14 protein-coding genes are annotated in these 23805 nt (G+C 40.0%); 3 read left to right on the top strand and 11 right to left on the bottom strand.

The features are described from left to right. The first annotated feature begins 106 nt into the window (after nt 1-106). Complete coding sequence (locus AC04Q1_RS16450; RefSeq protein WP_478365670.1) at nt 107-772, top strand: tetratricopeptide repeat protein; 666 nt, start codon at nt 107-109, stop codon at nt 770-772. 839 nt (nt 773-1611) lie between these two features. Here AC04Q1_RS16450 and pth read toward each other — a convergent pair. The 3 genes from pth to AC04Q1_RS16435 form a co-directional block, all read right to left on the bottom strand. Continuing rightward, nucleotides 1612-2172: an aminoacyl-tRNA hydrolase gene (pth, locus tag AC04Q1_RS16445; RefSeq protein ID WP_478365669.1), complete on the bottom strand. Its 561-nt coding sequence runs from the start codon at nt 2170-2172 to the stop codon at nt 1612-1614. Between the two features lie 210 nt (nt 2173-2382). Beyond that, nucleotides 2383-2967 (bottom strand): 50S ribosomal protein L25/general stress protein Ctc, encoded by a 585-nt coding sequence (locus AC04Q1_RS16440; protein ID WP_353905201.1) that lies wholly within the window; start codon nt 2965-2967, stop codon nt 2383-2385. Nucleotides 2968-3128: 161 nt separating this feature from the next. After that, nucleotides 3129-4070, bottom strand: coding sequence for a ribose-phosphate pyrophosphokinase (locus tag AC04Q1_RS16435; RefSeq protein ID WP_478365750.1), 942 nt, complete (start codon nt 4068-4070; stop codon nt 3129-3131). A gap of 370 nt (nt 4071-4440) precedes the next feature. Here AC04Q1_RS16435 and AC04Q1_RS16430 point away from each other — a divergent pair, with 370 nt between their 5' ends. Beyond that, on the top strand, nt 4441-7467 hold the full coding sequence (locus AC04Q1_RS16430) for a glycosyltransferase family 117 protein (protein WP_478365668.1): 3027 nt from the start codon (nt 4441-4443) through the stop codon (nt 7465-7467). A 216-nt stretch (nt 7468-7683) separates the two neighbouring features. After that, a complete protein-coding gene (locus AC04Q1_RS16425; RefSeq protein WP_478365667.1) occupies nt 7684-10728 on the top strand; it encodes a protein O-mannosyl-transferase family in 3045 nt (1014 codons plus the stop codon). A 227-nt stretch (nt 10729-10955) separates the two neighbouring features. Here the strand turns inward: AC04Q1_RS16425 and AC04Q1_RS16420 are convergent, their stop codons facing one another. From AC04Q1_RS16420 to AC04Q1_RS16385, 8 genes are all read right to left on the bottom strand, one after another. Then, nucleotides 10956-11918 carry an acetyl-CoA carboxylase carboxyltransferase subunit alpha gene (locus AC04Q1_RS16420; RefSeq protein WP_478365666.1) on the bottom strand — a complete coding sequence of 321 codons (963 nt, stop codon included), beginning with the start codon at nt 11916-11918 and terminating at the stop codon, nt 10956-10958. A gap of 460 nt (nt 11919-12378) precedes the next feature. Then, nucleotides 12379-13938 (bottom strand): S10 family peptidase, encoded by a 1560-nt coding sequence (locus tag AC04Q1_RS16415; RefSeq protein WP_478365665.1) that lies wholly within the window; start codon nt 13936-13938, stop codon nt 12379-12381. Between the two features lie 131 nt (nt 13939-14069). After that, nucleotides 14070-14462, bottom strand: coding sequence for a hypothetical protein (locus AC04Q1_RS16410; protein ID WP_478365664.1), 393 nt, complete (start codon nt 14460-14462; stop codon nt 14070-14072). A 26-nt stretch (nt 14463-14488) separates the two neighbouring features. Beyond that, a complete protein-coding gene (locus AC04Q1_RS16405; protein ID WP_478365663.1) occupies nt 14489-15550 on the bottom strand; it encodes a DUF5007 domain-containing protein in 1062 nt (353 codons plus the stop codon). 10 nt (nt 15551-15560) lie between these two features. Continuing rightward, the gene (locus tag AC04Q1_RS16400) at nt 15561-16262 is read right to left on the bottom strand and encodes a fasciclin domain-containing protein (protein ID WP_478365662.1); all 702 of its coding nucleotides are present in this window, start codon (nt 16260-16262) and stop codon (nt 15561-15563) included. 11 nt (nt 16263-16273) lie between these two features. Next, nucleotides 16274-17725: a RagB/SusD family nutrient uptake outer membrane protein gene (locus AC04Q1_RS16395; RefSeq protein WP_478365661.1), complete on the bottom strand. Its 1452-nt coding sequence runs from the start codon at nt 17723-17725 to the stop codon at nt 16274-16276. A gap of 11 nt (nt 17726-17736) precedes the next feature. Continuing rightward, nucleotides 17737-20886, bottom strand: a complete 3150-nt coding sequence (locus AC04Q1_RS16390; RefSeq protein ID WP_478365660.1) for a SusC/RagA family TonB-linked outer membrane protein — start codon at nt 20884-20886, stop codon at nt 17737-17739. Nucleotides 20887-21279: 393 nt separating this feature from the next. After that, on the bottom strand, nt 21280-23619 hold the full coding sequence (locus AC04Q1_RS16385; protein ID WP_478365659.1) for a family 20 glycosylhydrolase: 2340 nt from the start codon (nt 23617-23619) through the stop codon (nt 21280-21282). Between the last annotated feature and the right edge of the window lie 186 nt (nt 23620-23805).

The raw sequence follows: 23805 nt of genomic DNA, 5'->3' as shown, positions 1-23805 counted from the left end.
AGTTTCATCACCCTAAATAACTAATGTTTAATCAAATACTTCAAAATAAAGGTTGATACTTTGATTGAAAAATGTATTTTTGCGTTCTTAATTTTTTTAAACAAACATGTCTACAACAGATAACCAGACAATTCAACCAACTAAAAAAGGTTCATTTTTACAAGAGAACAATAAGAGCTTACTGTTTATTGCAGGTGCTGTAGTGTTATTAGTGTTAATATATCTTTGGTATCAAGGCTTTTATTTAAAAGGCCGTGCTGAAGAGGCCGCTAACAAAATGTACAAAGCAGAGCAGTATGTTGGTGTAGATTCATTATCGAACAAAGCCGTTAAAGGCGAAGGCGGTTACCCGGGCTTAGAGCAGATTGCAAAAGAATACGATAATACAAAATCGGCAAACCTGGCTAACCTTTATTTAGGTGGCATCTATTTACGTAAAGGTGAGTATAAACAAGCGATCGAATCGTTGAGCAAATACAGTGCTACCGGAAGTCCGGTTGCAGATCCATTGGCTTTGGGTTTATTGGGAGATGCTTATAGCGAGTTGAAAGACTACAAACAAGCTTCTACTTATTATAAAAAAGCAGCTGATAAGGCAAGCAAATTTACTTCACCAATGTTTTTAAAGAAATTAGGTTTGGTAAATGAAAACCTTAAAGATTTTAAAGGTGCAGTTGATGCTTATACTAAAGTAAAAACACAATATCCTGAGAGTGCAGAAGCGCAGTTAATTGATGCTTACATTGCAAGGGCTCAAGAACAGGTTAAATAATCATTAACTAAACATATTTACGGGAAAGATCATCGAGAGATGGTCTTTTCTTGTTTAAAGGCTTTTCGTAACGGCGAGTGCTAGTCCTTCGGTTAGGCTATCCATAACAGATCCTAAGAATCGGACGTTATTGCTGAGAAGGTTTTCAGACAACTATGCAATCTTACTCAACGATAGAAAAAGGTTATTCTTGCTTTTTTTGGAAAGCAAGTGCAGATGCGTTTGGGTTTATACTGCCCCGCTCTCCGTTTCTTCCTATGCTAATTTCGTTTTAAAAGCAGGTTATCAATAAAGCATCGGAACCACTACGATCGGGTTTTAGGTGGCGTGGCCTGTAATACTATCGGGGGTTGTGTGACGCAGAGAAAAAGGAAGTTGCAGATCTGGTGGTCTGTGGGGGGATGCAGACATGGATTCGTGGAGGGAATCTATCTAAAACTATGCTATTCAGCCCCTAACAGTAGTAAAAACATTGCTTTCCAGACCTGATTGAAATGAAAAGCCCGTAAACGAGGTACGAGTGCGGACTTGTAATGAAAAGCAGGGCGAACATTCAAAAGAGCTTCTGCAATTGCTCTTCAAACGATCTTTTTTCTACTACACGTTCATTAAAAATACCATTAGCACCGTCGTCATTTGAAGCGCAACGAAATAGAGATATCCCTTCCGTTTATTACCATATAAGGCATTTGAGTGATGTACAAGTTTACATTTGTTAATACCGGTTAGTAATCGGCCTACAAAAACTCTTCGCTCCGCTCAGGATGACCGTATTTTAGCCAAAAAGGTTATCAACAGATTTCTCCGCTACGGTCGAAATGACGACATATTTGAACCTCTTACTTATTAAAAGCCGTCATGGTATGCGCAGGTCCGATGGTAACATAACTTTTGATCAGTTCAACACTCTTGTCAATCAATGCAGGCAGTTCCAGTTGTTCATTTTTATCAAATAAGCCCAAAACGAAATCAACCTGCCGGCCTTTGGGATAATCGCTGCCGATACCAAAACGCAAACGGGCATAGTTTTGTCCGCCACAAACCTCTTCGATACTTTTTAGGCCATTATGGCCAGCGCTGGAGCCTTGCAGCTTTAACCTTAGTTTGCCCAGAGGCAATGCAAGATCATCAACAATGACAAGTACGTTTTCAGGTGCTATCTTTAATTCCTTCATCCAATAGTTTACGGCTTTGCCGCTGAGGTTCATAAAGGTAGTTGGCTTAATGACATGAAGCTTTTTGCCTTTGAAGCCCACTTCAGCATAATACGCCAGGCGGATATTATCGAAACTTCCACCTAAACCTTTCACCAGTTCATCGGCAATATCAAAACCAATGTTATGTCTGGTATGTGCATAATCCGGTCCGATATTTCCTAAGCCAACTATAAGATATTTCATGGGGCAAAGATAAAAAAAAGTACGAAGTCAGCAGTCCGAAGTCGGAAGTCTGTATTATGAATTTAATCAACTCATTTCCAAACAACTTCCTATGAACAGGGGTCGGTTAGCGATAAGCCTTTGGCGGACTAACCTCATATAAATAAAAAAAGCGTTCCGAACTAAATCGAAACGCTTCATCTTGAAATCAGGAAATCCTAAGAATCCTGATTATTTTTTACCTTTAGCAGCTTCAGTTTCTGCTTGTTTTAATGCTCTAGACATTGCAACAGAAACGATCGTATCTTCAGGAGTGTTAGTGATTACGTATTTATCACCTTTAAGATCACGAACACGAGATAAACTACCTACTTCTAATTTCTCTAAGCTTACTTCTACGTTTTGTGGCATGTTAGCTGGTAATGCTTTAACGCGTAGTTTACGTAATTTCTGGATTAATTTACCCCCCATTTTAACACCTGGAGAAGTTCCTGTTAATTTAACCGGGATCTCCATAACGATTTCTTTCTCGTCGAATAACTGAAGGAAATCGATGTGCATCAATACATCGGTAAGTGGGTGAAACTGAGTGTCTTTTACGATAGCTTTAGTTTTAGTACCGTTAAGATCAATCTCCACAAAGTTTACATCCGGGGTATAAATAACATCTCTTAAGTCAGCAATAACTACTGCGAAGTGTTGTTGCTCTTTTCCACCATACAATACCGCCGGAACCTTACCTTCGTAACGAAGTTCCTTGGCATCGCGTTTCCCTACGTTCTCTCTTGGAGAACCGCTAATTGCGATTGTTTTCATTTTATTTTTATTTATTTATTATTAGTATTAAGTATCGAATAGGAAGTAGCAAGACCATCAGCCTTTAACCCTCTACCTTCAACCTTATTTAAACTCTTTTTTGTTTTGCGTTTCGCGGCGGGCGCTTTTAATACTCATCGCAACACGTTAAACGCTTTGCACTATACTCTAAACAGGTCACTAATGGAGCCGTGTTCGTTTACATTGGCAATTGCCCTTGCAAATAAACTTGCTGTGCTTAACACCCTAATTTTCGGACTTTCCTGTTTTAATGGGATAGTATCCGTAACGATCAGTTCGGTTAATACCGAATTTTCTACCGTTTCTATTGCTTTGCCAGATAATACGGCATGTGTACAAACGGCTCTGACACTTGCTGCACCGTTTTCCATTATCAAGGCCGCAGCTTTTGATAAGGTTCCGGCAGTATCGCAAATATCATCGATCAATACCACATCTTGTCCGGTAACATCGCCAATAATCGACATTGATTCAATTTCGTTTGCACGTTTACGGCGTTTATCGCAGATAATTACCTCAGCATTAAAAAACTTGGCAAAAGTACGTGCCCTATACGAACCGCCCATATCGGGAGATGCAATAGTTAGGTTTTTTAACTTTAAGCTTTTGATATAGGGAACAAAGATTACCGATCCATCTAAGTGATCAACCGGAATATCGAAGAATCCCTGTATCTGTGCAGCATGTAAATCCATCGTCATGATGCGGTGGATACCTGCTGATTTTAATAAATTGGCCACCAATTTGGCGCCGATCGCTACACGCGGTTTGTCTTTTCTGTCCTGACGGGCCAAACCATAATAAGGAACCACTGCTGTAATATAATGTGCCGATGCTCTTTTAGCAGCATCAACCATAAGCAAAAGTTCCATTAAATTATCGCTGGGCTGATAAGTAGACTGGATCAGAAAAACGTCGCTACCACGAATTGATTCATCAAAGGAAGGTTGAAACTCACCATCACTGAATTTGTGAATGGTTACGCTACCAAGTGGCTTACCGTAATGTTCGGCAATCTTAAGTGATAATCCCTTAGAACCTGATCCGGAAAAAAGCTTTACCGGGTTAAACTGCAATGGCATGGGTTCGTGTAGTTTACGGTTAAAAAAAATCGGATCATGTCTGTTTAAAACATGATCCGACATTAAATTTTCGTTGTCCGACCTGGATTCGAACCAAGACAAACGGTACCAAAAACCGTTGTACTACCCTTATACTATCGGACAAAAACTTCTCAAGGATATTCTCCTCGAAAGGGAATGCAAATGTAGGAACCTTATTTTAAATATGCAAGAGTGATTTTAAAATATTTTTAATTTCTTTCCCGCTGTTCCTGTTTGCGATGCAAAGATAAAAAAAACCTCATATCTGGTGCAACATTTTATTTTTTTCTACGACTTTTTTTATTGCGAACCACTTAAATCATTTATTATCAAAGACTAAAATTAAACTATGAATTACTCAAGGATCAACACCATTGGAGGCTGGCTCTGTTTTTTCGTTGCCGCGCTCACGTACATCTTAACTTTAGATCAATCTGTAAGTTTCTGGGACTGTGGCGAATTCATCTCTTCCGCTTTCCGGATGGAGGTTGTGCACCAACCGGGAGCCCCTATCGTATCGATGGTTCAAAGGCTATTTTCAACCCTTGCTTTTGGCGATAAAACTAAAGTAGCCTATTTTATAAACATCGCTTCGGCCCTTGCCAGCGCAGGCACGATCCTCTTTTTATTCTGGACCATCACTGCACTGGCCAAGAAAACCGTGATCAAGAAAGGCGAAGAAATGACGAATCAAAAAATCATCGGTATTATGGGTGCTGGTTTAGTTGGTGCTTTGGCTTATGCCTTTTCGGATAGTTTTTGGTTTTCGGCGGTTGAAGCTGAGGTTTATGCCATGTCGTCGCTTTGCAGTGCTGTAGTATTCTGGGGTATATTAAAATGGGAATCGCAGGCCGATGAACCAAAATCAGACCGGTGGTTGCTTTTTGTAGCCTACATCATGGGGCTTTCTATTGGCGTACATATTTTAAACCTGCTCACTATCCCTGCCCTAATATTTGTTTATTATTTTAAAAAGAACCCTGCGCCCACCTGGCAAAGTGTTTTAAAAGTATTTTTAGTTTCGATTGTGGCATTGGCAGTAGTGCAATTTGGCATTATCCAGTATATTGTATCACTTGCGGCAAGTTTTGATTACTTTTTTGTAAATACAATGAACCTCGGTTTTGGCACAGGCATATTGTTTTTTGCTGTTTTATTAATTGGAAGCCTGGTTTATGGCATCCGTTACTCCATCCGCAAGCACAAAAGAGCCTTAAACCTGATTTTGTTATTTACCGTACTTCTTTTATTCGGTTACAGTTCTTTCGCATTATTAGTGATCAGGGCACAGGCCAAACCCAACCTCAACAACTATAATGTAGATAACGTATTCTCCCTTTCGAGATATTTAGGCCGCGACCAATATGGCGACAGGCCTTTACTTTATGGAGAGAACTACAATTCTGAAAAAATCGATATTAAAGAAACGGGGGAGATTTTCCGTAAGGGCGACAAAAAATACGAGCCTGCCGGAACAAAATCGGCTTACGTTTACGCCGATAAAACTTTAATGCCACGCATGTACAGCGATAAACCTGAACATGCCCGGTTTTATAAAAGCTATATGGGTTTCGATGACCAACATAAACCCACACTTGCAGAAAACATAAAATACCTGTTCTCTTTCCAGGCCGGACAGATGTACATGCGCTATTTTATGTGGAATTTTGTAGGGAGAAAAAACAACGAGGACGGCCAGTTTGGCGGTACAGACGGCACCTGGCTCAGCGGCGTTAAACCTTTGGATGCGATGAGGCTGGGCAGTCAAAAAAACCTGCCGCCATCTGTTGTTGAGAACAAAGCATACAACAGGTTTTTCTTTTTACCTTTAATAATCGGCCTAATCGGTGCAGTTTGGCATTTTAAACGCAACCAAAAAGATGCAGGCGTAATCGGTTTACTATTTGTTTTCACAGGCATTGCCATTGTAGTTTATCTAAACTCTGTACCGATTGAGCCACGCGAAAGGGATTATGCCTATGTAGGCTCATTTTATGCCTTTGCCATTTGGATCGGTTTAGGGGTATTCGGATTAAAAGATTTTGTTTTCCAAAAGCTAACACCAGCACGTGCGAGTATCTTTGCTTCAATTATAGCATTGTTTGGCGCCCCGATTATTATGGCCAACCAGGGATGGGATGACCACGACCGCTCCGACAGCCATGAAGCGCGCGATATGTCGGTAAATTACCTTAAATCGTGTGCGCCCAATGCCATCTTGTTTACTTATGGCGATAACGATACTTATCCGGTTTGGTATGCACAGGAGGTAGAAAATGTTCGTCCGGATGTGCGGGTGGTAAACCTGAGCTTATTTACTGCCGACTGGTATATCGACGGCATGCGGAGAAAGCAGAACGAATCGGCTCCTTTGCCCATCACCTTAAAACCCGAACAATATGTTGAAGGCACAAGGGATATTATGTACTACCAGGATTATAAAATTGCCCAGCATATTGAATTACAGCAAATTTTAGACGTTCTCCTCTCCGAGCATGACGAAGATAAGGTAGCCATGAACGATGGAGCAAAATATAATGTATTGCCTACCAAAAACCTGAAACTTACGGTAAGTCCGCAACAGGTTTTAGATACTGGTACGGTGCCAAAAGAAGATGCCGGCAAAATTGCGGGCAGCATGGAATGGACATTTAACCAAAATTATGTAACCAAAGGGACTTTGGCTTTATTCGACATTTTGGTGCATAACAACTGGGAGCGGCCAATTTATTTTACCGGAGCTATGCCCGATGAGCAATATCTTGGTTTGAACAAATATCTCTATTCGGAAGGACTGAACAAGAGATTGCTGCCATTAAAACCAGATACGGCCATCACCCAGGATTATGAGCGTATCAACATCAAACCTTTATATAACAACCTGATGAATGTTTATGCTTACGGAAATATTAAAAATGCAAATCACCTGGACAGACAATCTGCTGATGATGTAACCAGGATCTCCAATATGTTTAACAGTGCATTAAACGATCTGCTCAACAAGGGTAAAATTGCAGAAAGCAAAACCATGGCGAACAAATACTTTGAAGTGATCCCTGTTAAATTTCACAGCATGCGCCAGGTGATGAGCACCTATTATTTTACCGAAAGCCTATACCGCTTAAACGACCTGAACCGTGCAAATGCGATGATCAAAAAAACGGCTGATTATGTAAATAAGGAGTTGAATTATCTTGCCGATGTTTCGGAAAGCAAAAACCAGTTGACAGCAGAGCAGGATGTACGTTTTTACCTCGGTTATTTGGGTCAAATGGTGAAATTAACAAGTGTATTTAAGCAGGATGGATTAAGTAAAAGTCTTGAAAAACAGTATAACGATCTGATCATCCGTTTTACCCCATATGCAACCGGTTAGCATAAAAACATTCTAAATTTTAACCCATAAGCAGATTTTACATTTCTGCTTATGGGTTTTTATTTTAAAAATAGTTTAAAATCCTTTATGTTAATAGGCTTAGGCCGTTAAAAATTGTTAAATCAATCGGAAATTTTACCTGTTTTATCGACTAGAATAGTTAATTTCGGCAGCATTTTTATGTGAAAACAATTTTTAATATCATTAAACAAACCAATGAATTATTCAAAAGTTAATAATATAGTAGGCTGGATCTGCTTTTTAATTGCTACACTAACTTACGTTTTAACCTTAGAGCCTTCTGCAAGCTTTTGGGATTGCGGTGAATTTATCGCATCAGCATTTAGAATGCAGGTTGTTCACCAACCGGGTGCACCTTTATTCTTAATGCTCCAACGTTTCTTTTCGATTTTTGCAACCGGCGACCTAACCAAAATTGCTTATTGGATGAACGTAGGTTCAGCTGTTGCGAGTGGGGCGACTATCCTATTTTTATTTTGGACCATTACCGCATTGGCTAAAAAAACAGTGCTAAAGGCCGGAGAAGAATTAACTACTGGTAAATTGATCAGCATTATGGGTGCAGGTGCCGTTGGTGCCTTGGCTTATACTTTCTCTGATAGTTTTTGGTTCTCTGCTGTAGAATCGGAGGTTTATGCACAATCCTCGTTATTTACCGCGATTGTATTTTGGGCGATCCTTAAATGGGAAGCACATGCTGATGAGCCAAGAGCCGACCGCTGGTTACTGTTTATTGCCTATATCATGGGTTTATCAATCGGTATCCACTTATTAAACTTATTAACTATCCCAGCGCTTGCTTTTATCTATTATTTTAAAAGAACTGATAAAGCAACCACATCAGGAATCATTAAAACCCTTCTTGTTGGCATCTTAATCCTGGCTGTAATTCAATATGGCATCATCCAATACCTGGTTTCATTCGGTGCTTATTTCGATCTGTTCTTTGTTAATAGCCTGGGCATGGGTTTTGGAACAGGCGTTTTATTTTTCGCTGTCTTATTAATCGGCGCACTGGTTTGGGGTATCCGTTATTCGATCAAACACCAAAAGAAATTATTAAACTTAGGTTTAATCTCTACTGTCTTGATCATATTCGGTTATGCATCTTTTGCAATGATCATCATCAGGGCAAAAGCAGATCCGAACTTAAACAACAGTGCTCCTAAAGACGCTTTCTCTTTCTTAAGTTACCTAAACCGTGAACAATATGGTGATAGGCCATTGGGTTACGGTCCGAACTACAACTCAGAAAGAACAGGTGTTACTGAAGGAAAAACGATCTGGAGAAAAGGAAAAGAAAAATACGAAGTAGCCGGCAAAAAAACCGACTACGAGTATGACAACAATACTCTATTGCCACGTATGTATAGCGATGACCCTAAACATGCTGGTTTCTACAAAGAGTGGATGCACTTAGATGATGCCAAACACCCTAACGTGGTTGATAATGTTGGCTTTTTAGCCAGTTATCAGATTGGTTATATGTATATGCGTTACTTTTTCTGGAATTTTGTTGGCCGCCAAAACGACGAACAAGGTCAGGGTAGCGGATTTGAAGGGGAATGGATCAGTGGTATTAAACCAATTGATACCTGGTTACGCGGCGATCAGAGTCACTTGCCTCCATCAACGGTCGACAATAAAGCCTATAACCGTTTCTTCTTTTTACCATTGATTTTAGGAATTATCGGTGCTGTTTGGCATTTCAAACGCAACCAGAAAGATGCAGGTGTTGTAGGTTTATTATTCTTCTTTACTGGTATCGCCATTGTACTGTACTTAAATCAGAAGCCATTAGAGCCACGCGAAAGGGATTATGCTTATGTAGGATCATTTTATGCCTTTGCCATATGGATTGGGCTTGGGGCACTCGCGATCAAAGAATGGCTATTCAAAAAACTAACCCCTACTGCTGGTGCCATTGGCGCAACGGTTATCGGTTTACTGGCTGCACCCGTAATTATGGCTGAGCAGGGATGGGACGATCATGACCGTTCTACCAAATTGGTTCCCCACGATATTGCTTTGGATTATTTACAATCGTGTGCACCAAATGCCATCTTATTCACTTATGGGGATAACGACACCTACCCGCTTTGGTATATCCAGGAAGTGGAGAATGTGCGGCCGGATGTGCGTATTGTAAACTTAAGTTTATTCGATACGGATTGGTATATCAATGGCTTAAGACAGAAACAAAACGAATCGGCACCATTGCCAATCTCGATGAAACCTGAGCAGTATGTGCAGGGCGAAAGAGACGTAATGCCTTATGATGATTATAAAATTGCAGGCAGTATTGAGCTGAAAAACGTAGTTGATCTGTTATTATCAAACGACGAAAGCGATAAAGTACCGATGCAGGATGGAACAAAATCAAACTTCTTGCCGACAAAAAACCTTAAAATCACCATAGATCCACAGCAGGTAGTAAGCACAGGAACCGTTCCTGCAGCTGATGCCTCAAAAATTGCTTCAGAAATGGATTGGAAGTTTAACAAAGGTTACGTAACCAAAGGAACTTTGGCCATGTTCGACATTCTTGCACATAATAACTGGAAACGCCCTATTTATTTCGCCTCTACAGTGCCTTCTGAACAATATAACGGTTTAGATAAGTATTTGTACAGCGAAGGTTTAGCTTTGCGCTTATTGCCGCTTAAAGCCGATACTATAGCATCTGATGACAGACCGGAACAGTTAAATACCCCGGTTCTGTATAACAACCTGATGACTAAATTTAAATGGGGAAATATGAAAACCGCTAAATATTTAGATCCCCAGTCATCAGACGATACTTTCATTTTCACCAACCTGTTTAGCAGCTTAACCAGTAGCCTGATTAAAGATGGCAAAACTGATGAAGCAAAAAAAGTAGTGGATAAATATTTTGCAGTAATGCCAACTGATAAATTCTTCGGTATCCGTACAGTTGTAGTGAAGTTCTACATAGCCGAAAATTTATACAAACTAGGTGAAACCGCCAGAGCCAATGATATTTTAGACAAATCGGGCGAATACATTAACAAGGAGCTTAATTATCTTGCCGATATCTCACAATCAAAAGGTTTAACGGGATCTCAGAACATTCAAACAGGTTTATACTATCTGGATAGAATGATCAAAACGAGTAAAGCTGCTGGTCAGGATAAGTTAAGCGATAAACTACAGAAAACATTTAATACTTTAGAAGGCCGTTTATCGATGTTCTTCCCGCAACAAGGTCCGCAACAATAAGCAGACCTGAAATAGCTTACAAAGCAGCTGCATTAATTTGCAGCTGCTTTTTTTATTGGAAATCCGTCACCCTGAATTTATTTCAGGGTTTTAATAGCATGATAGATGCTGAAAAATTCAGCACGACGGATCTAAATATATGTTGTTTACAAATGGATTATTTTAACAAAAAAAATCCTGCTCAGCATGGCCGGACAGGATTCAAATTTATTTTTAGTTAATGATGATTACTCGTTTACAACACCCATTGCGCAGAATTTATCAATTCTTTGTTCGATCATTTTATCGGTTTTTAGCTTACCTAAGGTAGCTAAATCTTTAGTAATATAATCTTTTAATGTTCTGCCCATTAGTTCCGGATCCTGATGCGCACCACCCAGAGGCTCAGGAATAATACCGTCAATCAGTTTGTTGCCAAACATATCATCAGAAGTTAATTTCAAACATTCTGCAGCTTTCTCTTTAAAATCCCAGCTTCTCCATAAAATAGATGAACAAGATTCAGGAGAAATTACCGAATACCAGGTATGTTCTAACATATACACCCTATCGCCAATACCGATACCCAAAGCACCTCCCGAAGCACCTTCGCCTACAACAACGCAGATAATTGGCACGCGTAGAACAGACATTTCCAATAAATTCCTTGCAATCGCCTCACCTTGTCCGCGTTCTTCTGCCTCCAGGCCCGGGTAAGCTCCCATCGTATCGATAAAAGAAATCACCGGTTTGTTGAATTTTTCAGCCAGGCGCATTAAACGTAAGGCTTTGCGGTACCCTTCGGGATTGGCCATACCGAAATTCCGGAACTGACGTTCTTTGGTATTTTTACCTTTCTGGTGACCAATAACCATTACGGTTTGGCCATTGATAGTTGCAAAGCCACCAATAATGGCCTTATCGTCTTTAACTGTCCTATCGCCATGCATCTCGATAAAATCATCACAGATCATGCTGATATAATCAAGGGTTTGCGGACGATCAGGATGGCGGCTCATCTGAACCTTGTTCCAACCCGTTAAATTTTTATATAAGTTTTGAGTGGTTTCATCTAATTTACCATCAAGCTCGTCTAAAGTGGCAGACATATCTACCTTGGTTTTATCGGCAACTTGTTTAACCTTTTCTATTTGCTGAACTAAATCGGCAATAGGTTTCTCAAAATCGAATGATGTTTTTATTTGCTGCATAATTGAACCACAAAAATAAGTAATTATTTTTAGTTTGTAACCAACAGTTTTTTGTTTGCATTTTGAAGGGGCAAATTGCGGCAGCGTACACCCAGATTAGCATTATGAACACCTTTTTTTCTGTATGATTTGGAAAGCAGTTGCAGTAGTGCATTGGTTTGGTTCTCTCCCGTCCCCGTTTCTGCTCCGATGAAAAATCGGGAGCCTTCACTAAGCCGGGTTTAGATTACAGCTGTTCTTACAACGATGAGGGGCTTCCGTGCCACCAACTTAACCCGCCTAGCCCTGATTGAAGTCGAAGATTCTTTTTTGTCACCCTGAGCCTAGTCGAAGGGCAAAAAAGATCGGAGCGCAAAGCAGGACGGACGATAATCAACATACTGCAACTGCGCTCCAAATAACTTAAAAAAGTTGACCATCCGCCCCCGATCCTAAAATCCCTAAACCCTCTTAATTCTGGCTAGAATTTCGCGGCCTCTCCTGCTTTTGGCAAGGCTTTTTTGATAAACTCCCGGATGTGGTTATTGGCTGTTTTCAGGTCATCTTTACGCAGGTACATCATGTGCCCGCTACGGTAACCTTCCCAGCTCATGCGATCTTGCAGTTTACCGGCAGCATCTAACTGCCACATGCTATATTTCGCATTGAAATAATCGCATGCGCCATCATAATAACCCGATTGCACCAATAAATGCAGATATGGGTTTTGGGCCATGGCCTGACGGAGATTATCGCCGGTTTGATTGCCTGTTTGATCCCATGGGTAAACAGAGCCGAACATATTGTATTTTAAATCGGTTTTATAGTTGAGTTCATTTCGGATGTACATGTTGATGGCGGGCGTAAACGAATGCAGCCAGGAAGTTAACTCGGCATTATAATCTGGCTCCTCGCCTGCCCCCATTTTATCTATACCCCGATAGCGCGAATCCAACCTGCCCACAGTAAAGCCCTTATCTCGCAACAGCTCTTTCCAGAAAAAACCCGTAGGTACGTTGAGGTTATAATCTAAGATCACTTTTTCTGAAAGACCAGAATAACGGGCCATTTTTGCAGCAATTGCTTTCTTTTTATCGGCACTGAGCATTCCCGCTTGCGAAATGGCCGGAATCAACTCATTAATGGTAAACGTTTCCACTTCAGGCAACATTGCCGTTAAATCTTTGCCCTGTAAATCGGCGGCCAAGGCTTTGTGGTACCAGGCCGTAGCGGCAAAATAAGGCAAACGCAAAGCAGCATCAACGGGGCCGCTACGCTCAATGCCCAGCTCGGTAGGCGAAACCAATACCACACCATTTAAATACATCCACTGGCTGTTTTGCAGTTCTAAGGCCAAACCAGAAACGCGGGTGGTACCATAACTTTCACCGATTAGAAACTTTGGGGAGGCCCAACGGTTATTGCGGGTTACAAAAGTATTGATCCACTCGGCAAGATATTTAATATCGGCACGTACCCCAAAGAATTTATTGGTGGGAATATCCTTACTCACCGCCCTTGAATAACCGGTATTCACCGGATCGATGTAAACGATATCAGCTTCATCTAAAATGGAATATGGATTTTCTTTATAACCATAAGGCTGAACAGGATACCCTTCGTCATCAATATTTAACACCACAGGGCCGGTATAGGCAATGTGCATCCAAACTGAAGCAGAACCCGGACCGCCGTTAAAAGAAATAACCAGAGGTCTTTTATCGCGGTTTTGCACATCGCTGCGTTCGTAATAGGTATAAAACAAACCTGCAATAGGTTTCCCGTCTTCGTCCCACACCGGAAGTGTACCCGTAGTGGCCTTGTATGGAACAGCTTTTCCATTAATGTTTACCGAGTGATTGGTAACCACCGAACTTTCTACCTTAATGTTTCTTTCGTTTGCCGGAGATTTAGGTTCATCTTTAACGGTAACCTGCGTGGTGGTTACGGTTTCCTTGGATTGATTTTTCCTTGGCGTCTGTTGCGCCTGTGCAAAGAAACCTGCACACAGAAATGTAGTGAGTATAAATTTAAATTTCATCGAAAGTTTGGTTTGGTTGCTAAATATCAAACTATTATAGCGTTAATCAAAAAGCGCATTGGAAATGTTACCATAAAAAAAGTCTTGACGTTTGCCAAGACTTTTAATCATTCATTTATCAATTTTTAAGATTAACCAATTAACGTTTCTGCCGCAGCGCTATATATTTGCCAACCTATAGAGGTGTTCCCAGTAACGGTTAGGTATATATGATATTCGTATGTACCATCAGAAATATATCCCTCAAATTTGTCAACGTTGATAGTGCCTGCCGAATGAGAAACACTGGTTAAATTAACTGTGCCAACACCTTGTATGGTCGTTACAATATTGGTATAGAGCTGTCCGGTATTATACTGGATACTGGCAACACCGGGTACGCCATTGTCTGCTGTAAAATTTTGGGTTACCACTATCGGCGGCAGATACCTCTTTGTACTTTTTGTATCATCCGATTTAAAACTGCTTAACAAACAAATAGCCGATGTTATGATGAAGGCAAAATAACGTGTTATTGTTTTCATGTTTTTAAGATTTATGGTTATGGAATTTATTTTTTGGTTGCAGCTAAAACAATCTCGTAGAGATATTTTCCTGGTCTGTTAATCCTGGTATTAAATCTTACATTTAATTTAACAGGTCTTTTGTTCCAGGTTCCATAAGGCAATTGCGAAGGAGGACCCCAGGTTGCTGCGCTGGCTGTATCGATTGATGCAATATTATTCGCATTAAGCCTGTAGTAACAGTTTATGCCGTTACTTTGTGAATCCCAGTAAAGTGCCGGAAAAGGGCTTGTTGCATAATCGTACAATACCGCGGTATCTGTAACTGTAGTTTTATATGCAAAAGTACTTAACGATTTAAGATAGGTATTTCCGCTTGGCCTTTGCTTATATTCGGAAGGTGCAAATAATGCCCCATTCTTATCCTTAAACTTAAGCACCACCTGATTGGGAAAATCGGCAATCCGTTTAATCTTTAACCAGGCAGTAGTAGAGCGACCAATGTTCGCATCAATCCAATCTGCATCGTAGGCAAATCTTATTCCTGTTTCGCTATTGGCTTCAACCGCCAATGCATAGGGTGCATTTATATACTCATATTCTACCTGTGGAGAAAGAATAATGGTACAGATATTATTGTAAACTTTAGTGCCATTTGGATTTTCGACCTGAATATCCAATAAATATTCTCCAGGGGGAATATTGTTACTTCCCTCGTTAAAAACCATCTGGCCGCTTACAGGTGCCACTTCAAAAGGTGTTTTTTTAACCCTCGATCTTTTTGCATTGATTAAGGCAAGTGTTGTATCGGTTCTGGGGTCGTAAGGTAATTTCCAGATGTCTATTTCATATTCTTTGAAAAATTCTTCTGCACGCTTTCCTGTTGCTTTGTTACGTACATTTAGCAGGGTCACTTTAAATGGTGGGGTGGATGCGTCAGGAATTAAGCCTTGCGAAAGGTAAAATGAACCTGCATTAACCCTTAAAGGATTTGAAGAATAACGTAAGTAATCACTTAAAAAGCCTTCTTTTACTTTTTTACAGGCATTAAAGCCTATCGCAGCAATGATAAGGCACAGCATGCCGCCGAATAAATATATCTTTTTCATAAAAATTGCTTTAAAAATCTTTTACTTTAAATGTCCATGGATGTGAGTTGCTCAGTACATGAACAATACCATTTGTAGTTTCGATCCCTGATGTTTGGCAAACAGTACTTCTATCCAATAAGCTTTCATCTCCGCTCGGATCTTCCATTTTACCGTTAACCAAAACATCTCTGTCGCCCAAAACTTTTATAAAATAAACCAGTTTGGCATCGTTTGTTATAATCCCGTCTACCAGGTAACCTGTTGTTTTGGTATAGGATATAATGAAGTTTTCAGTAGGGGCAACAACAGAATGATAAATTTTTCCTTCTTCGGTAAGCTGTCCGTACGAAATTTTACCTTTAAACACGTAGATACCCAGCGAATCGCGGAGCATTGCAGGTGTAAAATATTTAAATAGCGAATCCAATGTATAATTTTTGTTCTCATCAATCTGGCGGGCTTCGTCGCGTTTAATGTTCAGAAAATTATTGATCGAATAATTGTTTGGCACAAAAAAAGTAACATCTCCATTTATTACGTCTTTTAAACCCGCTTTATCGATCACCATAAGTGTGGTATCGAAAACTTTTTTAGGATGTGATTTCAGGAAATCGTAGGTATTAAAATTCACCTTTGGATTACTTAGTCCTCCATCAATAATCCCATTGCCTTTTTTACAGCTGATAAATACCGTCATTGCCGCAAAAATTATAAATATGTATTTTTTCATGTTGTATCTTATTAGTATTTACCTTTCCAGAATTCGGTTTGATTGATGAGGTTATTGTTCTGGAGAATACTGTTGGCAATAGGCCATCTCCAACCTTTAAGTGCTTTTCGGGCATCAGTAAGCCAAATCGGACTGCGGTTCATCCTTACGCCATCGAAAAAATTCTGTCCTTCGCCCGCGAGTTCGCGTACCCTCTCGTTCATAATATCAATTTTTAAAAGGTTACCTATAGTACTGCTTTCTGCTGTATTGGCCCTCATCCGAACAACATTCAGCGCTGTTTGTGCTTCAGTATCCCTTGTTAGTGCATTTAATGCTTCTGCTTTTAACAGATACATATCTGCCAGGCGGTAAATGATCAGGTTACTTTCGATATAGGGTTCTGTAGGAGTTTTATATCCAACATCGCTGTATTTTATTAAAAGATCAATATCGGCACTGCTGCTATACCCATAAAATTTCTCTAATCTTATATCTCCGGTATTGGGGTAAATATTAAATAAGAAATCTGGATTGATATAGTATAATGGCTTACTGAAACTATTTGTGTACGGCTCCATTAAGGTTTCGAAACCGATACCACCATAGAAGTAAGCCTCTTTTTTTGCATTAGAAGAAGGGATGACAAAGATATTCTCTTTCGAATTTGCATTTTTGAATGGCATTCTGATATTCTCTCCTGTTTCCAGTTCATAAGCATCAACCCTGTTGATAATCGAATCGGTATAGGCAAGTGTTTTGGCATAATCATGACGCCAGGCAGTTACATGAGCCAATAAACCCAATGCCGCTCCTTTATTTGCCCTTACCCTTTGATATTGAGCTGTACCCTCGAAGGTTAACAATGCCGATGCCTTTGTTGCATCGCTTATAACCTGATCAGTAATTTTTTCTTCTGGCGATTGAGCCAATAGCTTAATTTGCTCTGCAGTATAAATTGCTTCATTTTGTAGCGGTACTTCGCCCCAAACCCTGGCCATATAGAAATAGCACAAACCACGCAAGAAATATGCTTCACCTATTATGTAGTTTTTGGCTTTAATGCCTCCAGAAAATGATGCATCTGGTATTGATGGTGTTTTATCGATTACCAAATTACAAACGTTTATTACCTTATACCAGTTCGTCCAGGTGTGTGCACCGCCTTCGCGATAATATACCGCATTTAATCCCCCATTTACGTAGGGGCCCTGCATATTGGTGTCGTCTGTCTTAAACTCTCCATATGGTAGATCGCCCCAAATAAAGAAGGCATTATCGGTATACAAACTTGTTCTTAAAAGTCCGTACGCCCCACTTATGGCACCCTGGGCATCAGCTTCATTTTTCCAGAATTTATCATCATAAGTGGCATTATCCAATTCGTTATCCAAAGCCTTTTTACAAGACGGGGCTATGAGTATAATCAGCAGCGCGGCAAATACCAGCAAACTACTTTTTGTTTTTTTATAATTCGTTTTCATCTGCTTAATTTTTAAAATTCTACCTGAATACCTAATGTGTATTTTTTAGGGATGGGATAGCCATCGCCAAAATCGTAGCCCTGGGCATTTACGGCTTCGGCGTCAATCCCTGAAAATTTCTGGAACATTACCAGGTTATCTGCCATAGCGTAAAGTTTTAGGCGGTTAATGCTAAGCTTTTTCATCCACGGATTGCTTTTCGGCACAAAATCATAGCCCAGGTTTACGTTCTTTATCCTTACATACCAGCCTGGTTCTACATAAAAGGTTTGGGCGCTTCTAAACACATATAAACCTGCAAAAGGGTTTAATGCAGGGAAAGTCGCATTGTCGCCAGGCGCTCTCCAATAGTTATATTGTTCATAATCCCCGATAGATGCCCTAGCCAGATCTTCTGGATTACCATAAAACAACCCGTTCGATAATCTTTGCGCCAAGGTATTGTTCACAATAGTCCGACCTAAAGTAAAAGTGGTGAAAATGGATAAAGAGAAGTTTTTATACCTGAAAGCATTGTTGATACCCCCTGTGGCTTTCGGATTTGGATCACCATAAAAGGTAATATCGTTTTCGCCATTGTTATCAGATATTTTGTAATCGCCGCTAATATCTCTCCATTTTGGCATACCTAAAATCAATGTTCCCCATTTGGTATTTCCTACCTGCCCGGTATATGGATTTACCAACAGATCATTAATGGAATTAATTACCCCATCGGTAATGTACATCTGGTACATATTTAACGGCTTGCCTACAACATAGATAGTACCGTTACTGTACAGATCGCGGTTTCCGTTTGGAAGTGCGGTAACAATGTTTCTATTGAATGAGATGTTAATAGAAGGGCTCCATTGAAAAGCAGATTCTGGCCTAAAAACCCTGCCAGAAATCTGGAATTCAAGTCCTGAGTTTCGAACACCCGCGGCATTACTTAACGAGGTACTGAAGCCCGAAGTTTCAGGAACCAATACTTTTAACATTTGCCCGGTCGTGTTTCTGATATAAGCATCAGCGGTTATACTTAAACGGTGTTTAAAGAGGTCTACATCAAGGCCAATATTGGTTTGAGAAGATTCTTCCCATGTTAAATTATTGTTGGTTAACTTATCAAAGTTTGGGTAGATTACAGGAACGCCATCGTAAGTACCGGCACTGCTGCCATTGTAACCTGCTCCACCAAGTGAAAAGCTGTTGTAACGATCGTTATCGCCAATGCTGGCTTCATCACCACTCAAACCCCAGCTAAACCTAACCTTGGCCAAATCAATCCATGAAATATTTTTCATAAAATTTTCTTCTGTTGCCACCCAGGCTGCCGAGAATGATGGAAAAACGGCCCATCTGTTGTTGCGCCCAAACCTGGATGAGGCATCAGCCCTGAGGTACGAGTCGAAAAGGTATTTTTCTTTATAATCGTAATGTGCACTTCCAAAGAAAGATAGTTTTGAATAGGTAGAGTGATCAGACCCGCCAGATAAATCGCCTTGGGCCACACCTGATACAACTTTTATATTATCATTCGGAATACCTTCACCAGCAACCGACAGCGACTGGTTATCACGGTTCTCGAAAGCCTGGCCAGCAAGAAAATTGATGTTGTGGGTTTCGTTGATGCTAAAATTATATAACAGGGTATTCGTGATTAGATATTTTAAACCTTCACTAAAACCAGAATATGCATAGGCCCTGCCGTTGTATTCGCTTCTTGCCGGACTAAAAAAGTCGCGTTTTGATGAACTATAATTGATTGCGCCCTCCGTATTAAAAGAGAGATTTTTAACGATGTTGTAAGTTAGTTTGGTCACGATACTCACGTTATTATCGGCATTACTGTTCCTTACCGTTTCATAGGGTGCCTCTATGTCGGCCCTATCCTGGTCGGATAAGTAAAATAACGAAGAAGGCATGCCAACAGGATTAATTTTGAAAGAATTGCGGTAACCCTGTTCCTCAGGCCTTACCCTGCCAACCATTCTTAATCCCCTGCTTAACCTTAGCGAGGTTTGCATCTGGAACTTTTCACTAAAGTTTGCTCCCAAATTGGCATTTATTGAATAACGCTCATAACCCGTTGCCTTAATTATTCCTTTTTCATTATAATGGCCAACACCAAAACGGTAGTTGAATTTTTCACTTCCACCCGAAACGGCTAAGTCCTGATTGGATACCGTCCCGTTTTGATAAAATAAATCCTGCCAATTGTTATTGTTGTTAAATGATGGATTTAAGCTATCTGTTAACATAATCGGAACCCGATCTCTTAACTGTGTAGGATTACCATAATTGTAGATCAGATCTAGTTTACGCCTTCTTTCTTCCGCGCCAATAACGGTTTCCAGAAAATCTGGCTGTTTAACAACTCCGTAATAAGTATTAAAACTAACTTTCGGCACCCCTGCAACTCCTCTTTTGGTTTTAATCAGGATTACGCCGTTTGCACCCCTCGATCCATAAATGGCAGCAGCAGATGCATCCTTTAACACATCAATGGACTCTACATCGTTTGGATTCAGAGAGGTTAGAAAATTAGTTCCCGTTTGAGTAAAGGCTTCAACTTCGTCTTCAGAAATCGGTAATCCATCGATTACATACAGCGGATTACTAAAAGCTCTGTCACCATCAAATTCTCCTGCCGACATGATCCTGGTATTACCACGCACCATCAGGGAGGTACTTACACCTGGTTGCCCAGTAAAATTTTGAACGTTTACCCCCGGCAACTTACCTTGCAAGAGCACATCTACGCTGGCTGCCGGCAGATTCTCAATATCCTTACTGGTAACCGTGGAGAGCGCAGCGGTAGAGTTCTTGCGTTTCACCTGTTGATATCCCATTACCAGAACATCTGTTAATGATTGTTGATCGGGATTAAGGCTAACATTGATTTCGCTACGTCCATTTACCTGGATCTCTTTTAATTTATAGCCAACGTAGCTGAAAATTAAAGTGGCATCTTTGGCAGTTGTAACACTGTACCGCCCATTTCCGTCAGTACTTACGGTTGTTACTGTATTTTTCACTTTTACGGATACGCCGGGTAGCGATTGGCCATCATCGGCCCCCTTGACAGTTCCGGTTATTTTTAACTGGGCTGATACGGATGTAACAACCAGTAGAAAAACGGTAAAAAGGCCGATTTTTCGGGTGTAAAATTTGGTCATAGAAATTTATTAAATTAGGATTAGTTGCTTCTTGTAATTTTTAAAGTAAAATTTAACAAGTGGTTATTGGGCGCGTTAGTTGCTTGGTTAACTAAAGATAAGGTCAAACAATTGACATTTTTTCTCAAAACAATGCGCAAACGTTTGCCTAATTTTTAAGACAAATCTCAGAAAAATGTCACCTAAAATCTTAGGACAAGATAATTTAAGGATTATTTTATAGAATAATAATCAGATTAAAAAACGGGATAATTGCGCGCTTTAAAATAGCAACAAAATGCAACACAAACGTTTGTTTGATTTGTGCCCCAAGCTAAAGCACATAAAAAAGCCGACAATGCTCATTGCAAAGTCGGCCTGTCATAAATCGATTTTACCTACGCGTGTTTTACATTATTTTAGGGCCGAAATTTCTTCGTCTGACAATACCTTATTCCAGATTTTTAACTCATCAAGTTTTCCTTTAAAGCCTCCCACGGTTTGAAGTGGAAAAAACAGGGTTTCTGATTTACGCATTTTTGTTTTGTCCTTGTCGGTAAACACCATCCAGTTATCGTACAATTTCTTTTCTAGCTTTCCATTAATATAGAGGCTGGTGCCTTTATTGGTGCCTGTTATTACAACATGTGTCCAGCTATTTTCAGGTAAAGTATATCCGAAATCGATATTATAACCTTCTCTCGAAAACCCCAATTTCCCAGTACCTGCCTGTTTTAATTTTACAACGGCATTTGCTGATTTAAATAATACGGCATCATCGGCATTGTGATCAGTTGGGTTTACCCAAAATGAAACCGTGTAATCATAACCAATTTCAGCATAAGGTAATTTAGCGTAACTATTTTCTCCGGAAAACGATAGTGCATTTTTTAAATATCCCGAGGCATAAACTGCACCTATGGTTGTGATTTTTTCGTCTTTTTCATCAAAAGTAAAATGAGCTGTAAATGGTGCCTCTTTTTTGGATAGTTTTCCACTGATGTTTAGTGACGGGCCTTCTCCTATTTTCTTGCTCCAGGCATTAAATTCATCAAACTTTAAAGGCGTATTGCTTCCTCCCCACATTTTCTGCGACAATACCTGCATGGCAGGAAACACCCTGTCGTGCACGTCTTTTTCTGTAATGCCATTACCTACAATATCATTCCACACGGCAAAAGAGCCACCCAATATGGTCGGATCACCGGGCGAAAAGCGGACGTCGCCAATCATTGAGGGCGTCCATTTATTATACAGGTTTTTAATATTCAGGTAATCGTAATAATAACCTGCCGCGGGCACGATATATAGCCAGCCATCAGGCGTACTGATCTGTTTATATCCTAGTTTCTTCATCGCAACAGGATCAGCATAACCATTATACCAGGTATTCATCACCACGTTTCCTACTTTTACGGGTGTAGTGCCTTTCGCATGTGTCAATGCACCCCAAAGCCGTACATCTTTTCCAAAACCTTCTACATATTTAATCATATGATCGGTAAAGGCCCTAAAAACTTCTGCATCTTTTTTGGCGTACTCATCGGTTCCGATGTGAACAGCTTTCCCCATAAACACAGGTTTACTGCCAGAAATGTATTCTTTAAATATATTTTCCATAAAAGTATAGGTAAGCGGGTTATGGAGATCGAGATGATCCATTCCGTAAGCCTTACTACCAATCGCGGGAACCACTTTGGTAAAAGCGAGTGCGTGTGCCGGAGCATCAATTTCGGGAATAATGCGTACTCCGTAATCATTGGCCAACTGTTGTAAAGCCATAAATTCTTTTTTGGTATAAGAACCATCTTTTGCAGTTAAGCCCGGATAGGCTGAATTCTCTAAACGGAAAGCCGAGTAGGTTTCAGACCAGTTATCATTGAAATATTTTTTAAAACCGTTATCATTTAAATGGATCTGAAAATCGTTCAGTTTATAATAAGACATGAATTTCACATAATCCCTCAAAAATTGCAGACTAAAGAATTTACGGCCAACATCGAGTACAAATCCGCGGACTTCAAACTCCGGATAATCTCTGGCCAATCCCTTAGGGATACTGTTTTTCTGCTCCAATAATTGTAGCAAAGTCCGTGTTCCCCAAAATAATCCCTGATATTTTACGGCACTGATGCTTATATACTCATCTACATTAAAATAGTATCCCTCTTCACCAAGGCTCTTATCTTTTGCACTTAAGGTTAATAAAATATCACCTTTCTTAGCTTTACCCTTTACAATCGACACCTTAAAACCCAATTGATCTTTTAATTCTTGCTTTAAAATATTAGCAACATTTCGCAGCTGTTTCTCATCCGCAGCATTCAATACAATTCTGCTGGAGGCTGTTAAAAAAAAAATCCCTTTACCACCATGCCATTCGCGTAAAGCCGGAATAACAAAGGGTTGTGGGTTAATACCGCTGTCGGGGAATTTTCCCGGAACAACAATCTCTTTTGATACATCAAATTTTATCGAATCACTTACCTTACTGATCAATTCGAAATACAGATTCACCTTTGTTGCCACCAGAGGCATTGTGATAGCACCAGACGGGTTAACAATCGGTGCACGGTTACTTCCTTTAAATACCAGTGAATAATCTTTAGGGCTTTCTGGAAAAACAATTTTCCGATCACCAGTCTTTATTGCCTGAATATTTGGTATGGCTTGAACAACTGTACTATCGGTTTGACCGAATAAAAAACCCTGGGTGATGACGATTAAACCAACCGTGAATAGAATGTTTTTCATGTATAATGATGAATTAATGAGCGTTTAGTTTTAAGTCCGCTTGTTATGGCATAAGGTTAAAAACCATATGTATAGGTTAAAGATAAACTAAACTTTTCCATACACTTAAACAAGTTATGCGCAAACGTTTGATGGGCAATTTAAGATACCTAAAGCAAAAAAGCCGACACTGCATAAGCAATGTCG

It is taken from the genome of Pedobacter humicola (assembly GCF_056490705.1).
The sequence above is the reverse complement of the archived record's forward strand: the minus strand, read 5'-3'. Positions and strand labels throughout refer to the sequence as shown.